12 protein-coding genes and 1 pseudogene are annotated in these 17,211 nt (G+C 66.7%); 11 read left to right on the top strand and 2 right to left on the bottom strand.

What is annotated here, in order from left to right:
• The first annotated feature begins 38 nt into the window (after positions 1–38).
• The 4 genes from GD429_RS13955 (at position 39) to GD429_RS13935 (ending at position 5,441) form a co-directional block, all read left to right on the top strand.
• The gene (locus GD429_RS13955; protein ID WP_152857457.1) at positions 39–1,187 is read left to right on the top strand and encodes an ATP phosphoribosyltransferase regulatory subunit; all 1,149 of its coding nucleotides are present in this window, start codon (positions 39–41) and stop codon (positions 1,185–1,187) included.
• Between the two features lie 113 nt (positions 1,188–1,300).
• On the top strand, positions 1,301–2,647 hold the full coding sequence (locus tag GD429_RS13950) for an adenylosuccinate synthase (protein WP_152857456.1): 1,347 nt from the start codon (positions 1,301–1,303) through the stop codon (positions 2,645–2,647).
• 6 nt (positions 2,648–2,653) lie between these two features.
• Entirely contained in the window at positions 2,654–3,250 is a 597-nt protein-coding gene (locus GD429_RS13945; protein ID WP_034181292.1) for a phosphoribosyltransferase, read from the top strand.
• A 274-nt stretch (positions 3,251–3,524) separates the two neighbouring features.
• Positions 3,525–5,441, top strand: coding sequence for a potassium transporter Kup (locus GD429_RS13935; RefSeq protein ID WP_152857455.1), 1,917 nt, complete (start codon positions 3,525–3,527; stop codon positions 5,439–5,441).
• Positions 5,442–5,723: 282 nt separating this feature from the next.
• Here GD429_RS13935 and GD429_RS13930 read toward each other — a convergent pair whose 3' ends face one another.
• Positions 5,724–8,048: a Tex family protein gene (locus GD429_RS13930; RefSeq protein ID WP_152857454.1), complete on the bottom strand. Its 2,325-nt coding sequence runs from the start codon at positions 8,046–8,048 to the stop codon at positions 5,724–5,726.
• A gap of 159 nt (positions 8,049–8,207) precedes the next feature.
• Between GD429_RS13930 and GD429_RS13925 the strand changes: the two genes are divergently transcribed.
• The 3 genes from GD429_RS13925 (at position 8,208) to GD429_RS13915 (ending at position 11,557) form a co-directional block, all read left to right on the top strand.
• Positions 8,208–8,960 (top strand): hypothetical protein, encoded by a 753-nt coding sequence (locus GD429_RS13925; RefSeq protein ID WP_152857453.1) that lies wholly within the window; start codon positions 8,208–8,210, stop codon positions 8,958–8,960.
• Between the two features lie 76 nt (positions 8,961–9,036).
• Positions 9,037–9,252, top strand: coding sequence for a YdcH family protein (locus GD429_RS13920; protein WP_034181296.1), 216 nt, complete (start codon positions 9,037–9,039; stop codon positions 9,250–9,252).
• Positions 9,253–9,307: 55 nt separating this feature from the next.
• The gene (locus GD429_RS13915) at positions 9,308–11,557 is read left to right on the top strand and encodes an ATP-dependent DNA helicase (protein ID WP_152857452.1); all 2,250 of its coding nucleotides are present in this window, start codon (positions 9,308–9,310) and stop codon (positions 11,555–11,557) included.
• Between the two features lie 113 nt (positions 11,558–11,670).
• On the opposite strand, the gene GD429_RS13910 is transcribed toward GD429_RS13915, so the two are convergent.
• Complete coding sequence (locus GD429_RS13910; RefSeq protein WP_021163132.1) at positions 11,671–12,495, bottom strand: outer membrane protein assembly factor BamD; 825 nt, start codon at positions 12,493–12,495, stop codon at positions 11,671–11,673.
• A 41-nt stretch (positions 12,496–12,536) separates the two neighbouring features.
• Here GD429_RS13910 and GD429_RS13905 point away from each other — a divergent pair, with 41 nt between their 5' ends.
• The 4 genes and pseudogenes from GD429_RS13905 to GD429_RS13890 form a co-directional block, all read left to right on the top strand.
• Complete coding sequence (locus GD429_RS13905) at positions 12,537–13,745, top strand: RluA family pseudouridine synthase (RefSeq protein WP_152857451.1); 1,209 nt, start codon at positions 12,537–12,539, stop codon at positions 13,743–13,745.
• 6 nt (positions 13,746–13,751) lie between these two features.
• Positions 13,752–14,591 carry a peptidoglycan editing factor PgeF gene (pgeF, locus tag GD429_RS13900; protein ID WP_152857450.1) on the top strand — a complete coding sequence of 280 codons (840 nt, stop codon included), beginning with the start codon at positions 13,752–13,754 and terminating at the stop codon, positions 14,589–14,591.
• 359 nt (positions 14,592–14,950) lie between these two features.
• Complete coding sequence (phaC, locus tag GD429_RS13895; protein ID WP_152857449.1) at positions 14,951–16,816, top strand: class I poly(R)-hydroxyalkanoic acid synthase; 1,866 nt, start codon at positions 14,951–14,953, stop codon at positions 16,814–16,816.
• 99 nt (positions 16,817–16,915) lie between these two features.
• Positions 16,916–17,211 (top strand): annotated as a pseudogene (locus GD429_RS13890) (acetyl-CoA C-acetyltransferase); the annotation flags it as partial.

The raw sequence follows: 17,211 nt of genomic DNA, 5'->3' as shown, positions 1-17,211 counted from the left end.
GCGTGTCGCGCGCTGTTTCCCGTCGTAGGACCGTACCGATGTCGACATGGTTACTTCCCGAGAATATCGCCGACGTACTGCCGTCGGAAGCGCGCAAGATCGAGGAGCTGCGCCGCAGGCTGCTCGACCGCTTCCGTTCGTACGGCTACGAAATGGTGATGCCGCCGCTGCTCGAGTATCTCGAGTCGCTGCTGACGAGCGGCGGCGCCGATCTGCGCCTGCGCACCTTCAAGCTGGTCGACCAGCTGTCGGGCCGCACGTTGGGCCTGCGCGCGGACATCACGCCGCAGGTCGCGCGGATCGACGCGCACCTGTTGAACCGTCAGGGCGTGACGCGCCTCTGCTATGCGGGCCACGTGATGCATACGCGTCCGCGCGGCCTGCATGCGACGCGCGAGCAGATCCAGATCGGTGCCGAAATCTACGGGCATGCCGGGCTGGAAGCCGATCTCGAGATCCAGCAACTGATGCTCGACGCACTGCATCTCGCGGGCCTGTCGCGCATCCGTCTCGACCTCGGCCACGCGGGCGTGCTCGCGGCGCTGCTGGCGCGCGATGCGCAGGCCGCCGAGCGCGGCGAGTCGCTGTACGACGCGCTGTCGGGCAAGGACGTGCCGCTGCTGAACGAGCTTACCGACGATCTCGGCGCCGATACGCGCGCGGCGCTGCGCGCGCTGCCGAACCTTTACGGCGACGCGAGCGTGCTCGCCGAGGCGCGCGCACGCTTGCCGGTGCTGCCCGAAATCACGCGGGCGCTCGACGACCTGGCGCAGCTCGCCGCGCAGGCAAAGGGCGCCGAAGTCGCGATCGACCTCGCCGACCTGCGCGGCTACGCGTACCACAGCGGTGCGATGTTCAGCGCCTACATCGACGGCGTGCCGAATGCAATCGCGCGCGGCGGCCGCTACGACCACGTCGGCCAGGCGTATGGCCGTGCGCGTCCGGCAACGGGCTTTTCGCTCGACCTGCGCGAGCTCGCGCGGATTTCGCCGGTCGAGGCGCGCGGCACGGCGATTCTCGCGCCGTGGGCGCAGGACGACGCGTTGAGTGCAGCCGTCGCGACGCTGCGCGATGCGGGTGAGGTCGTGATCCAGGCACTGCCGGGCCACGACCACGTGCTCGACGAATTCGCATGCGACCGTTCGCTCGTCGAGCGCAACGGCGCATGGGTGGTCGAACCCCGATAAACAGGCGTTCGCGGGCCGTGCTTCGGCGTGCATATCGTTGAAGCGAAACGGAAAAATTCGGAATCGCCCGCGAACATAGGTAGAATACGTTTTTAACCAGCTAACGAATCAACATGTCTGCCAGCGCAGTGAACGTGACTCCCGGGCGCAATGTCGTCGTCGTGGGAACTCAATGGGGTGATGAAGGCAAGGGCAAGATCGTCGACTGGCTGACGGACCACGCTCAGGGCGTCGTGCGTTTCCAGGGCGGCCACAACGCCGGCCACACCCTCATCATCGGCGGCAAGAAAACGATCTTGCGCCTCATTCCGTCGGGCATCATGCGTGAAGGCGTCGCCTGCTACATCGGCAACGGCGTCGTCCTGTCCCCCGAGGCACTGTTCAAGGAAATCGGCGAGCTCGAAGAAGCCGGCGTGAACGTGCGCGACCGTCTGTTCATTTCCGAAGCCGCAACGCTGATCCTGCCGTACCACATCGCGATCGACCAGGCGCGCGAAGCGCGCAAGGGCGCGGGCAAGATCGGCACGACGGGCCGCGGCATCGGCCCCGCATACGAAGACAAGGTCGGCCGCCGCGCGCTGCGCGTGCAGGACCTGTTCGACGCGAAGACCTTCGCCGACCGCCTGCGCGAGAACCTCGATTTCCACAACTTCGTGCTGACCCAGTACCTGGGTGGCGCGGCCGTCGATTTCCAGGCCACGCTCGACACGATGCTCGGTTATGCCGACCGCCTGAAGCCGATGGTGGCCGACGTGTCGCGCCGCCTGTACGACGCGAACAACGCGGGCCAGAACCTGCTGTTCGAAGGCGCACAAGGCACGCTGCTCGACATCGATCACGGCACCTATCCGTTCGTCACGTCGAGCAACTGCGTCGCGGGCGCGGCGTCGGCCGGCGCGGGCGTCGGTCCGCAGAAGCTCAACTACATCCTCGGCATCACGAAGGCGTATTGCACGCGCGTCGGTTCGGGCCCGTTCCCGAGCGAGCTGTACGATGCGGACAACCCGCAGCGCCAGGAGCAGGTCGGCGTCACGCTCGCGAACGTCGGCAAGGAATTCGGTTCCGTCACCGGCCGTCCGCGCCGCACCGGCTGGCTCGATGCGGCCGCGCTGCGCCGCTCGATCCAGATCAACGGCGTGTCGGGCCTGTGCATGACGAAGCTCGACGTGCTCGACGGCCTCGACGAGGTCAAGCTGTGCGTCGGCTACAAGATCGACGGCAAGGATGTGGACATCCTGCCGCGCGGCGCGGCCGATGTGGCCCGTTGCGAGCCCGTGTACGAAACGTTCGCCGGCTGGAAGGAAAGCACGGTGGGCATCAAGACGTGGGAAGTGCTGCCGGCCAACGCGCAGGCCTACCTGACCCGCGTCCAGGAAGTGGCTGGCGTGCCGGTCGACATGGTGTCGACGGGCCCGGACCGCGACGAAACGATCCTGCTCCGCCATCCGTTCAAGGTGTAACCCCAGATGACGCAGCAAATCACGATGACGGCGGCAGACTTGATGACCGATCCGCGCAACGACGACAAGAACCTGTGGGTAGGCTGGGACGAGTATCACCGTCTGATCGAGCTGCTCGCGCTCGAGGTGCACGCGTCGGGCTGGAAGTTCGACCAGATCCTGTGCCTCGCGCGCGGCGGCCTGCGCGTCGGCGATCAACTGTCGCGCATCTACGACGTGCCGCTCGCGATCCTCGCGACGAGTTCGTACCGGGAAGCGGCCGGCACCGAGCAGGGCGACCTCGACATCGCGCAGTACATCACGATGACGCGCGGCAACCTCGCGGGCAACGTGCTGCTGGTCGACGATCTCGTCGATTCGGGCGTCACGCTCGCGCGTGTGCAGGAGCACCTGAAGGAGCGTTATCCGGCCGTGACGGCCGTGCGTTCGGCGGTGCTCTGGTACAAGGGTTGCTCGAAGGTCAAGCCCGACTATCACACGCAATATCTGCCGACGAATCCGTGGATTCATCAGCCGTTCGAGGAGTGGGACACGGTTCGTCCGCACAATCTCGAGGCGTGGATCAAGCGCGGTCGCGCGCAGCGCGACGGTTCGGGCGCCTAAGCGGTTGGCCGATCGAAGGAAAGCCTTGTACGGCGCCGCTTGCGGCGCCGTTTTTCGTTGGCACGCCGCGTGCATCGTGCGGTGTGCGCGGCCTGACCGGTAGGCAGACGGCGCCACCCCGGCTATGATGGCAGCCCTGCCACAGCTCGCGCCGGATTGCATGCGCAGCGTGGATCACGTGGTTTCACGGCAACAGAGCAGGGCGGCGTTTCACGGGGGCGCGAGTAGAATAGCGCTCGTTTTGTCCGACCCGGACCCGATTATTACGCTTCATATGAACGACACGATCCACGCGACCGACGCAGCACACGCGCCGCACTCGACGCAACAACACTCGATGCGGGCGCTAGCGATAGCAGCCATCGGCGTCGTGTTCGGCGACATCGGCACCAGCCCGCTGTATTCGCTCAAGGAGGCGTTCAGCCCCGCGCACGGCATCCCGCTGACCGAAAGCTCGATTCTCGGCGTGATCTCGCTGCTGTTCTGGGCAATCATCCTGGTGGTCGGGATCAAGTACCTGCTGTTCGTGATGCGGGCAGACAACAACGGCGAAGGCGGCGTACTCGCGCTGATGGCGCTGTCGCTGCGACCGCTCGACTCGAAAACCCGCGTCGCGGGTGCGCTGATGGCGCTCGGGATATTCGGCGCGTGCATGTTCTACGGAGACGCGGTGATCACGCCGGCGATCTCGGTGATGTCGGCCGTCGAAGGTCTCGAGATCGCGACGCCGCACCTGTCCCATCTCGTGATGCCGATCACGATCGTGATCCTGATCGCGCTGTTCTGGATCCAGCGCCACGGCACCGCGCTGGTCGGCAAGCTGTTCGGCCCGATCATGGTGCTGTGGTTCGTCGTGATTGCCGCGCTCGGCGTGTACCACATCGTGCGCGTGCCGGGCATCATCGCGGCAATCAACCCGTATTACGCCGCGTCGTTCATGTCGGAGCACGTGCTGCAGGCCTATGTCGTGCTCGGCTCGGTCGTGCTGGTGCTGACCGGCGCGGAAGCGCTCTACGCGGACATGGGGCACTTCGGCGCGAAGCCGATCCGCCTCGCTGCATACGGGCTCGTGATGCCGTCGCTGGTACTGAACTACTTCGGCCAGGGCGCGCTGCTGATCCAGAACCCGAAGGCGATCGAGAACCCGTTCTTCCTGCTGGCGCCCGAATGGGGGCTGCTGCCGCTCGTCGTGCTGTCGACGGTCGCGACCGTGATCGCGTCGCAGGCCGTGATCTCGGGCGCGTATTCGCTGACGTCGCAGGCGATCCAGCTCGGCTACGTGCCGCGCATGAAGGTACTGCATACGTCCGAACTCGCGATCGGCCAGATCTACGTGCCGGTCGTGAACTGGCTGCTGCTGTTCGTGATCCTCTGCATCGTGGTCGGCTTCAAGAGCTCCGACAACCTCGCGGCCGCGTACGGCATCGCGGTGACGGCGACGATGGTGATCACGACCGTGCTCGCGGCCGTCGTGATGGTGAAAGTGTGGAACTGGAACCGCCTGCTGGTCGGCGCGATCATCGCCGTGTTCCTCGCGGTCGATCTCGGTTTTTTCGGCGCGAACCTGCTGAAGGTCGCGCAGGGCGGCTGGCTGCCGCTCGGCATCGGCGCGCTGCTGTTCTTCCTGCTGATGACCTGGTACAAGGGGCGCCACATCGTCAAGGAGCGCACGGCGGCCGACGGCATTCCGCTCGAGCCGTTCCTGCAAGGGCTGCTCGCGCATCCGCCGCATCGCGTGTCGGGCACCGCTATCTACCTGACCGGCAACGACAAGCTCGTGCCCGTCAGCCTGCTGCACAACCTGAAGCACAACAAGGTGCTGCACGAGCGGACCATTTTCCTGACGTTCGTCACGCGCGACTTTCCTTACGTGCGCGACGACAAGCGCCTGAGCTCACGCGATGCGGGCGGCGGGCTGTACATCGTGAAGGCCGAGTACGGCTTCAACGAGACGCCGGACGTGAAGGCCGTGCTCGAGGAATTCGGCCGCACGCACGACATGACGTTCGAGTTGATGGACACGTCGTTCTTCCTCGCGCGCGAAACGGTCGTGCCGACGCATCTGCCTGGGATGTCGATCTGGCGCGAGCGCGTGTTTGCGTGGATGCACCAGAATGCCGCGAAGCCGACCGACTTCTTCTCGATTCCTGCGAACCGCGTCGTCGAGCTCGGCACGAAGATCGAGATCTGACCGGGCGCGGCGCGCGGGCCTTCCGGCCGCGCGCCGCGTCTGCCGCCCGCCGGGGCCGGCCGCCCACCGGGGCCTGCCGCGATCTTTCGCACTGCCGGCGGTCGCTACGCAAGCGCGAACGCAGCCGCAGCGCGCTGCGTATTCCGCGCAAACCAATCCATCCCGTCCGGTAACCGGCTGCGTGCCCGGGGCGCCTGCGTGCGTTGAGCCGTGCGCGTTCGCGGCAGCAATAAAAAAGCCCGCCTTGCGGCGGGCTTTCGTGCGTCGACGGCTTTCGCGTGCTCAGCGCTTCAGCTTCGCGAATGCCGCGGCCATCGCGCCGGCCGGTTCCGGCTCGCGCGAACGCGGCGGACGTGCTGCGCTGCGTCCCGCGTTGCCGCGATCCTGGCTGCCGCGCGACGACATGCCGGGTGCGGCCGCATCGTCGTCGAGGCGCATCGTTAGCGCAATGCGCTGACGCTTCACGTCGACGTCGAGCACCTTCACCTTGACGACCTGGCCGGCCTTCACGACTTCGTGCGGGTCCTTGATGAACTTCGTCGACATCGCGGACACGTGGACGAGGCCGTCCTGATGGACGCCGATATCCACGAATGCGCCGAACGCGGCGACGTTCGTCACGACCCCTTCGAGCGTCATGCCCGGCACGAGATCCGACACCTTCTCGACGCCTTCGCGGAACGTCGCCGTCTTGAATTCCGGGCGCGGATCTCGGCCCGGCTTCTCCAGTTCGGACAGGATGTCGCGCACGGTCGGCAGGCCGAAACGTTCGTCAACAAACTCCGCGGGGGACAGGCCCGACAGCGCTTCACGGTTGCCGAGCACGTCGTCGATGCGCTTGCTGATCTTCGCGAGCATCCGTTCGACGACCGGATAGGCTTCCGGGTGCACCGACGAGCGGTCGAGCGGATTTTCGCCGCCATTGATGCGCAGGAAGCCGGCGGCCTGTTCGAACGTCTTGTCGCCGAGGCGCGGCACTTTGCGCAGGTGCTCGCGCGACGGGAACGGGCCGTTCGCATCGCGGTAGTCGACGATGTTGCGCGCGAGCGTCGCATTCAGGCCCGACACGCGCGCGAGCAGCGGGGCCGATGCGGTGTTCGCGTCGACGCCGACCGCGTTCACGCAATCCTCGACGACCGCGTCGAGCGAGCGGGCGAGTTCGCGCTGGTTCACGTCGTGCTGGTACTGGCCGACGCCGATTGCCTTCGGCTCGATCTTCACCAGCTCCGCGAGCGGATCCTGCAGGCGGCGTGCGATCGACACGGCGCCGCGCAGCGACACGTCCATTTCGGGGAATTCCTTCGCCGCGAGTTCGGACGCCGAGTAGACCGACGCGCCGGCTTCCGACACGACGATCTTCTGCAGGCGCAATTCCGGGTGCTTCGCGATCAGTTCGCTCGCGAGCTTGTCGGTTTCGCGCGATGCGGTGCCGTTGCCGATGCTGATGAGTTCGGCCTGCGTCTGCGCGGCGATGCGCGCGAGTTTCGCGATCGAGCCGTCCCAGTCGCGGCGCGGCTCGTGCGGGTAGATCGTGTCGGTCGCGAGTACCTTGCCGGTGCGGTCGACGACCGCGACCTTCACGCCCGTGCGCAGGCCGGGGTCGAGACCGATCACGGCCTTCGGGCCGGCCGGCGCCGCGAGCAGCAGGTCGTTCAGGTTGCGCGCGAACACGCGGATCGCTTCGGTTTCGGCGGTTTCACGCAGTTGCGTGAGCAGCTCGTTCTCGATATGCGGCTGCACCTTCACGCGCCAGCACCAGCGGCATACGTCGGACAGCCATTTGTCGGCCGGGCGGTTCTGGTTCGCGATGCCGAAATGGCGCGCGATCATCGCCTCGCCGGGATGCGGCACCTGCGCGTCGAGTTCTTCGCCGAGACCGAGCTTGACCGTCAGCACGCCTGCGTTGCGGCCGCGGAACAGCGCGAGCGCGCGGTGCGACGGCACGGTCTTGATCGTTTCCGCGTAGTCGTAATAGTCGCGGAATTTCTCGCCTTCCTCGTGTTCCTTGCCCTCGACGACAGCCGACGACACGACGCCCTGGTTGTGCAGGTAGTCGCGCAGCTTGCCGAGCAGCTCGGCCGTTTCGCCGAACTGTTCGGACAGGATGTCGCGTGCGCCGTCGAGTGCGGCCTTCACGTCGGCAACGCCCTTGTCGGCGTCGACATACGCGGCCGCCTCGGCCTGCGGGTCGAGCAGCGGGTTCGCGAGCAGCGCCTGCGCGAGCGGCTCGAGTCCGGCTTCGCGGGCGATCTGCGCGCGCGTGCGGCGCTTCGGCTTGTACGGCAGATAAAGGTCTTCGAGCACCTGCTTGCTGTCGGCCGCATCGATCGCGGAACGCAGTTCGTCGGTCAGCTTGCCCTGTTCGTCGATGCTCGACAGGATCGCCGTGCGGCGATCCTCGAGCTCGCGCAGATACAGGAGGCGTTCCTCGAGCTGGCGCAACTGCGTGTCGTCCAGGTTGCCGGTCACTTCCTTGCGGTACCGGGCAATGAACGGAACGGTCGAGCCTTCGTCGAGGAGTTGCACGGCCGCCGCGACCTGGCGCGGCTGGACGGACAGTTCGGTGGCGATGCGCTGTACGATCTTGAGTGCTACGGTTTCCGTCATGTCGTGGATGATCTGCCTGCTGAAATCGCGGCGCGGGCCGGCAGGCCGGAGCGGCAGGCTGCACGGCGGGCCCGACGGGCCAGATGCCGCGGGTGGGTGAAGCGGGGCATTTTGCCATAAATGGCGGAGCGTCCAGCCGGGGGTGATAGAATTTGACACATGTCCCGCAGCTTTCCTACGACGTTGCCAACTTCCCGCATTTCTCTCGTCGCGCTCGGCGCAGCGCTCACCGCGGCCTTGTCCGTCGGACCTTCCGGCGCGTTCGCGCAGGCTTCGGGCGTAACCGCGCCGCCCGCCGTCGCAGCCGGGCCCGATACGACCACAGCCGCACCGGATTTCGATGCCCGTCAAAAAGTGCTCAATCAGCGCTCCGCGGAAAACGATTATCGTTATGCGGTGGCCGAGCACGATTGCTACAGCAAGTTCTTCGTCAATCACTGTCTCGGCAAGGCACGCGACCAGATGCGCGACGAGCGCGCGAGCATCCGCCAGGAGCAACTCGCGCTGAACGACGAGCAGCGTGCGGTGCGTGCGCAGCAGCGCGACCAGCAACAGGCGCTGAAGCAGGCGCAGAACGCGGCGGAAGCGCCGCAGCGCGCGGCGAACGACGCGACGAACGCGGCTGCGTTTCGCGATAAGCAGGAGCAGAATGCGCTGAAGCAGGCGCAGCGCGGCGCGGAAGGGCCGCAGCACGCGGCGAGCAAGCAGGCATACGACCAGAAGCAGGCAGACTTCCAGCGCAAGCTCGACCAGGCGCACCAGCAAGCGGCGCAGAAGGCGCAGGAGCGGGCGGACAACACCGCGCGCTACGAGCAGAAGCAGAAGGAAGCCGTGCAGCACAAGGCCGATGTCGAGCGGCGCCAGCAGGAAGCGGCCGACAAGGCCAAGCAGCAGCAACAGCAGGGGCAGTAACGTGTTGGATTGATTCGGATCAGTCTCGTGCGCGTCGGCACGCCAGTCGGCGCGCTGCTTCGATGAGGAGGCAAACATGCAAAACCGTCTCACGGAACAGCAGCAGGAATTGCACAACCGTTTGGCTGCATTGCAGGAGCAGCACCAGCAGCTCGCTCGGGAGATCGAGCTGAAGGAAGGACACTCCGACATCGACGACATCACGCTGCACCGGCTGAAGAAGGAAAAGCTGGCGGCCAAGGACAAAATCATTTTGCTGCAATCGCAGCTGGAACCGGATAAGCGCGCCTGAGCGCGGCCTGGCAAGCGCCGGCGCCGCTCGGGCGCTGGACACAGGAACGCTTGCCTTGAATTCACCGCTTGAAGCCACCCCCGATGCCCGGCGAGACACATCGTCCGCCGGGCGCGTTCGTGCGCCCGAAGGCACCTTCGAGCTGAGCCGCAAGCGTGTCGACGAACTCGACACGATCTTCGGCGAAGGCGGGTTGCTGGCGCGCGCGCTCGACGGCTATCGGCCGCGTACGTCGCAGATCGAGATGGCGCGTGCAGTCGCGTCCGCGATGGAAGCGTCCGCGCGCCGGATGCCCGAGCCCGAGATCTTCGAAACTCGCAAGCGGCCGGCGCGCCGCCTCGGCGACGGCGACAAGACGGCCGGGCCGGCGGCGGACGATGCCGCGGCCACCGAGTCAGACAGCGACGCAGGCGACAACACGCTGATCGTCGAAGCCGGCACGGGTACCGGCAAGACCTATGCGTATCTCGTGCCCGCGATGCTGTGGGGCGGCAAGGTGATCGTGTCGACCGGCACGAAGCACCTGCAGGACCAGTTGTTCCAGCGCGACATCCCGACCGTGCGCAACGCGCTCGCGGTGCCGGTGACGGTCGCGATGCTCAAGGGCCGTGCGAACTACCTGTGCCACTACTACCTGCAACGCACGGCCGACAACGGCCGCCTGCCGTCGCGGCAGGACACGGCCTACCTGCAGGAAATCGTCCGCTTCGCGAAGCTCACGAAGAGCGGCGACAAGGCTGAACTCGCGAGCGTGCCGGAAACGGCACCCGTGTGGTCGATGGTCACGTCGACGCGCGACAACTGCCTCGGCCAGGAGTGCCCGCACTACAAGGAATGCTTCGTGATGCAGGCGCGGCGCGAGGCACAGCAGGCCGACGTCGTCGTCGTCAACCACCACCTGTTCTTCGCGGACATCATGCTGCGCGACACGGGGATGGCCGAGCTGCTGCCGAACGCGAACACGATCATCTTCGACGAAGCACACCAGTTGCCGGAGACGGCGACGCTGTTCTTCGGCGAGACGCTGTCGACGACGCAGATCCTCGAGCTCGCACGCGACACGGTGGCCGAAGGCCTGAGCCATGCGCGCGACGCGGTCGAGTGGGTGAAGCTCGGCGGTGATCTCGAACGTGCGGCGCGCGACTTGCGCCTCGCGTTCGCGAACGATCAGATCGTCCGCATGTCGCTCGCGCAGCTCGGCGACGACCACCCGATGTTCGGCGCGCTCGACGCGCTCGAGGCGGCGCTCGATGCGCTTGCGTCGGCGCTCGCGAGCCAGGCCGAACGGGCGGAGTCGCTCGGCGCATGCCTGCGGCGCGCACGCGAATTGCAGGACCTGCTGGCCGGCTGGGTCGCGCCCGGCGCGGCGGAAGCGGCCGCGAAGGCCGATGAGGCAGCGGCCGGTGACAAGGCGGCGTCCGACGGCGATCCGAACGAGAAGGTGCGCTGGGTCGAGGTGTTCGCGCATACCGTCCAGTTGCACGAGACGCCGCTGTCGGTTGCGCCGATCTTTGCTAAGCAGCGCGCCGGCGTGCCGCGTGCATGGGTGTTTACGTCGGCCACGTTGTCGGTGCGCGGCGATTTCACGCACTACGCGGCGCAGATGGGCCTCAGCTCGCGTCGTTCGATGACGCTCGCGAGCCCGTTCGACTACCAGTCGCAGGGGCTGCTGTACGTGCCGCGCAACCTGCCTCAACCGTCTTCGCCCGCGTTTACCGATGCCGTCTTCGATGCCGCGCTGCCGGCGATCGAGGCGTCCGGCGGCGGCGTGTTCATGCTGTGCACGACGTTGCGCGCGGTCGACCGGATCGCGTCGAAGCTGCGCGACGTGATCGAGTCGCGTGGCTGGAATACGCCGCTGCTCGTGCAGGGCGATGCGAGCCGCACCGAGTTGCTCGATCGCTTCCGCGCGTACGGCAACGCGATCCTGGTCGGCAGCCAGAGTTTCTGGGAAGGCGTCGACGTGCGCGGCGACGCGCTGTCACTCGTCGTGATCGACAAGCTGCCGTTCGCGCCGCCGGACGATCCGGTGCTGGCCGCGCGGCTCGACGCGCTGACGAAGAAGGGCCTGAGCCCGTTCGCCGTGCATCAGTTGCCGCAGGCCGTGATCACGCTGAAGCAGGGCGCGGGCCGGCTGATTCGTGCGGAGACGGATCGAGGCGTGCTGATGATCTGCGACACGCGGCTCGTCGACAAGCCTTACGGGCGCCGGATCTGGCAGAGCCTGCCGCCGTTCAAGCGGACCCGCGAGATCGCGGTCGTCCAGGACTTCTTCGACGAGCACCGCTCGGAAAAACGCATGTGACGGCGCGCGCGGCGACCGCACTTGTGGTGCCGCCGAAATGCGGCGCCAACAAAAAACCCGGCTCGATGGCCGGGTTTTTTGTTTGTGCAACTGGCGTTGCGTCGCGCAGTGCTTTAGAACTGCCACCACGACTTCTTCGCACCGGGGCGCGAATGGCCCGTCACGTACGGGCTGTCGGGGAACGTGCCCGCGAGCACGCGCTTCGTGTCCTCGGCGAGTTGCGGCTGGTTCAGCTTGCCGTACGACAGGATCATGATGTGCAGCGCATCTTCGATCGCCGGCGCGCCCTTGTAGTCCTTGATCGCGAGCTGTGCGCGGTTGATGGCCGCGACATACGCGCCACGACGGTAGTAGTAGTCGGCCGCGTGCACTTCGTGCGACGCGAGCGCGTTGACGATGTAGCGCATCCGCGCGGCCGCGTCGGGCGCGTACTTGCTCTTCGGGAAGCGGTCGACGACGACCTTGAACGCATCGTACGATTCGCGCAGCGCCTGCGGATCGCGCTCGCTCATGTCCTGGCCGGAGAAGCGGCCGAACAGGCCCAGATCGTCGTTGAAGTGGATCATCCCCTTCAGGTAGTACGCGTACGGGATATCCGGATGATCGGGGTGGAGCTGGATGAAGCGGTCGACGGCCTGGTCGGCGGCTGCCGCTTCGTTGTCCTTCCAGTTGCAGTACGCGACGTTGATCTGCGCCTGTTGCGCGAAATGGCCGAACGGATCGCGACCTTGCAGCGATTCGAAATATTTCGCGCACTTGCCCCAGTCGCCGCCGGACAGTGCGTCCTGGGCCTCTGAGTATAATTTGTTGTTCGACCAGGTAGCCGTCTCGTCCTGCTTCTGCGGCAAGCCGTGGCAGCCGGCGATGAGGGCCGCGGCCGCTACCGCCGCAGCCCGGGCGGCGACGGTTCTGGCCGTACGTTTGGTCGAATTCATCATGCTCGCATGTCCTAGCTTCAAGTCTCGGTGACCCAGTCTAAATGACCCGTTCAAGTTCGCAGAATGCCCAGCCGGGCACACCAAATCGCGAAGATTATAGCCCAAGCGGTCGGCCCGCCGACGCTGCTTCGGGGGATTCCCTCGATGACGATCTGACCGGCGACGTATTGCAACCGCCCGTGACGCCGTCCGCGGCGGGCGATGACGCGCCGCGCGTCGTCGAAGTGCCGCTGTCGCTCGCGGGCGAACGCCTCGACAAGGCGCTCGCCCAACTGTTCCCCGAATTCTCCCGCAGCCGCCTGCAGAGCTGGATCGAGGCGCAGCGCGTGCTGGTCGACGGCGCGCCGGCGAAGATCCGCCAGCCGGTGCCGCTCGGCGCGAAGATCGAGCTCGTGCCCGACCTGCTTCCCGAGCAGCTCGCGTTCACGCCGGAGCCCGTGCCGCTCGACGTCATCTACGAGGACGACGCGCTCGTCGTCATCAACAAGCCGGCCGGCCTCGTCGTGCACCCGGCGGCCGGCAACTGGAGCGGCACGATCCTGAACGGCCTGCTGCATCGCTACGGCGACGCGGCGGCCGGCCTGCCGCGCGCGGGGATCGTCCACCGGCTCGACAAGGAGACCTCCGGCCTGATGGTGGTGGCGCGCACGCTGGCCGCGCAGACGGACCTCGTGCGCCAGTTGCAGGCCCGCACGGTGAAGCGCCGCTATTTCGCGCTCGTGTGGGGCACGATGCCCGAGGAAGGCACGATCGACGCGCCGATCGGCCGCGATCCGCGCGAGCGCACGCGCATGGCCGTCGTCACGGGCGCGTCGGGCAAGCCCGCGCGCACGCATTTCCGCACGGTTGACACATGCGTGTGGCAACGTCAGCCGGTTTCGGCGATCCAGTGCGACCTCGAAACCGGCCGCACGCACCAGATCCGCGTGCACTGCGCGCACGCCGGGCACCCGCTGCTCGGCGATCCCGTCTACGGACGCGCGCGCGGCAAGCGTTCGGTCGCGCCGCTGCCGGACGGGTTCGCGCGACAGGCGCTGCACGCATGGCGGCTCGGTCTCGTGCATCCGGTCACCGGCAAGGCGATGCAGTGGCGCTGCCCGCTGCCGGACGACATGAATGCACTCGTCGCGGCGCTCGGCTTCGGGCAGGGCGACGAGGAATTCGACGACGATGACGGTGTCTACGACGATGACGATTTCGGCGGCGAGTATCACGACGATGAGCCGTACCTGGACGATGAGGAGGAGTGAGTGCCGATGACGAACCTGGCGCCGTTGACGTGGCAGGACTGCGTGCAGCCCGACTGGCAGGTGGCGCCGCGCGTGCGCGCGCTGATCACGACGCGCGACGGCGGCGTGAGCGAAGGCCCGTACGGGCGCTGGCAGGACGGTGCCGCGATGGCGGGCGGGATGAATCTCGGCCTGCATACCGGTGACGATCCGGCCCATGTCGCCGCGAATCGCGCGCGCTTGCTCGCGCTGGCGGGCCAGTCGAGCGCGGCATGGCTCGAGCAGGTTCACGGCGCGCAGATCGTGCGCGCGGACGAGGTGATCGCGGCGGCGCCCGCGGCTGCGGCGCCGGTGCAGGCCGACGCGAGCGTCACGGACCGGTCGGGCGCCGTCTGCGTCGTGATGGTGGCCGACTGCCTGCCCGTGCTGCTGTGCGACGCGCAGGGGCGCGCGGTCGGTGCCGCGCATGCGGGCTGGCGCGGGCTCGCGGCCGGCATCGTCGAGCAGACCGCGGCGCGCGTCGCGGCGCTCGCGGGCGGCGCGACGGACACGCTTCATGCGTACCTCGGGCCGGCGATCGGCCCGCAGGCGTTCGAGGTCGGCGCCGACGTGCGCGACGCGTTTCTCGACACGGCCCCGCAGTCGGAGCATGATGAAACCCGTCGTGCGTTCGTCGCGATCGACGGCACGCCCGGCAAGTTTCTGGCCGATCTCTATGCGCTCGCACGCCTGCGTCTCGCGCGTGCGGGGGTGGCGCACATGAGCGGCGGGACCGCCTGTACGGTCACCGAGCGCGCGCGCTTCTATTCGTACCGGCGCGACCGTGTGACGGGCCGCATGGCGGCGGCGATCTGGCTGGCAGATTGACGCATGCGCATGCGCGCATGGTTTTGTTGCGTCGCGAAATCGGTTATCTCGATATTTAGACGGCAATGCGGCGTTGCATGCGCAGTCGAATGAAAAATCCCGAAGTCAAGTCGACCAAAATGTTTTATGTTTCGCCGGAACCCTTGTCCCGTCTGTTGCACACGGATTATCTCTGCGCAGAAATGTTCAGCGGTTTGACATGGCGCTTCACATGGGGAAAACGATAATGATAAAAATACCGCACTGCGGCAGAATCTGGAGACGCCTCTCCAGAGCATGACGGCCCGGCTCGCAGCCGGCACGCCGCGCGCGAGCAGGATTTCACGATAGACGCTCACGAATCACCGGTAAGGCAGGTAATGACAGCATCGAAAAATTCGTCGACGTCCGCTCAGGCGGGCACTTCCGCGGGCAGCACCGGCTTCGATCCGGCCGCCCAGCCGATGCAGCAGATGTTCGAGTCGTGGTTGAGTGCGTGGCGCGGTTTTGCGGATCCGGCGCGCGCCGCGACCGCATCGGCCACCGTCAATCCGTTCGCGACATTCCAGTTCCCGACTTCGTTTCCGTTCCAGGTGCCGTCGATGCCCGATCTGGGCAGCATGGCGTCGCCGTTCGCGGGGCTGAAGCTGCCGGTTGCGGCGATTCCGCCCGAACGGCTGCAGACGCTGCAGGCCGACTACGCGCGCGATTGCATGACGCTGATGCAGCAGGCGGCCGCCGCGAAGCTCGAATCGCCCGAACTGAAGGACCGCCGCTTCAGCGGCGATGCGTGGAAGGCGTCGCCGGCGCATGCGTTCGCGGCTGCCTGGTATCTGCTCAACGCGCGCTACCTGCAGGAACTGGCCGACGCGCTTCAGACCGATCCGAAAACGCGCGAGCGCATCCGGTTCACGGTCCAGCAATGGACGGCCGCCGCCGCGCCGAGCAACTTCCTCGCACTCAATCCCGACGCGCAGAAATCGATTCTCGACACGCAGGGCGAAAGCCTGCGGCAGGGGATGATGAACCTGCTCGGCGACCTGCAGCGCGGCAAGATTTCGCAGACCGACGAATCGCAGTTCGTGGTCGGCAAGAACCTCGGGTGTACTGAAGGCGCGGTCGTCTACGAGAACGACCTGATCCAGCTGATCCAGTACACCCCGAAGACGGACAAGGTGTTCGAGCGGCCGCTGCTGATCGTTCCGCCGTGCATCAACAAGTTCTACATCCTCGACCTGCAGCCCGAGAATTCGCTCGTCGCACACGCGCTGTCGAACGGCCATCAGGTGTTTCTCGTGTCGTGGCGCAATGCGGATGCATCGGTCGCGCACAAGACGTGGGACGACTACATGAACGAAGGGCTGCTCGCGGCGATCGATGCCGTGCAGCAGGTCAGCGGCCGCGAACAGATCAACACGCTCGGCTTCTGTGTCGGCGGCACGATGCTCGCGACCGCGCTGGCGGTGCTCGCCGCGCGCGGCGAACATCCGGCCGCGTCGATGACGCTGCTCACCGCGATGCTCGACTTCACCGACACGGGCATCCTCGACGTGTTCGTCGACGAGGCGCACGTGCAGATGCGCGAGCAGACCATCGGCGGCAAGAACGGCACGCAACCGGGGCTGATGCGCGGCGTCGAGTTCGCGAACACGTTCTCGTTCCTGCGGCCGAACGACCTCGTGTGGAACTACGTCGTCGACAACTACCTGAAGGGCCGCACGCCCGCGCCGTTCGACCTGCTGTACTGGAACAGCGATTCGACGAGCCTGCCGGGCCCGATGTATGCGTGGTACCTGCGCAATACCTATCTTGAGAACAAGCTACGCGAGCCGGGCGCGCTGACCGTGTGCGGCGAATCCGTCGACCTGTCGCTGATCGACGTGCCGACCTTCATCTATGGTTCGCGCGAGGATCACATCGTGCCGTGGCAGACGGCCTACGCATCGACGTCGATCCTGTCGGGCCCGCTGAAGTTCGTGCTCGGCGCGTCGGGTCACATCGCGGGTGTGATCAATCCGCCGGCGAAGAAGAAGCGCAGCTACTGGGTCAACGACAGCGACCTGCCCGAATCCGCGGACGACTGGTTTGCCGGTGCGACCGAGCAGCCCGGAAGCTGGTGGACGACCTGGGTCGAGTGGCTCGACCAGTACGGCGGCCGCAAGGTGGCGCCGCCCGCCAAACCCGGTTCCGCGCAGTTTCCGGTGATCGAGCCGGCACCGGGACGCTACGTGTTGCAGCGCGATTGACGAAAACCGGACAGCGGCGCACGCTGTCCGATGCACCGCAGTTTTTTTAACAGGGCCGGTAACGATGCGCCGTGTCGTGCGGGCCTGGAGGAAAGGGAAATGACGGACGTAGTGATCGTATCGGCCGCGCGGACCGCGGTCGGCAAATTCGGCGGCTCGCTTGCGAAGATTGCGGCGCCGGAGCTGGGCGCGACGGTGATCCGCGCGGTGCTTGAGCGTGCGGGCGTGAAGCCCGAGCAGATCAGCGAAGTGATCATGGGCCAGGTGCTGACGGCCGGCTCGGGGCAGAACCCGGCGCGGCAGTCGCTGATCAAGGCCGGGCTGCCGTCGGCGGTGCCGGGGATGACGATCAACAAGGTGTGCGGCTCGGGCCTGAAGGCCGTGATGCTGGCGGC

It is taken from the genome of Burkholderia sp. BE17 (genome assembly GCF_009362305.1).
GTDB classification, from domain to species: Bacteria; Pseudomonadota; Gammaproteobacteria; order Burkholderiales; family Burkholderiaceae; genus Burkholderia; species Burkholderia pyrrocinia_C.
This window is presented reverse-complemented; position numbering and strand designations above follow the sequence as displayed.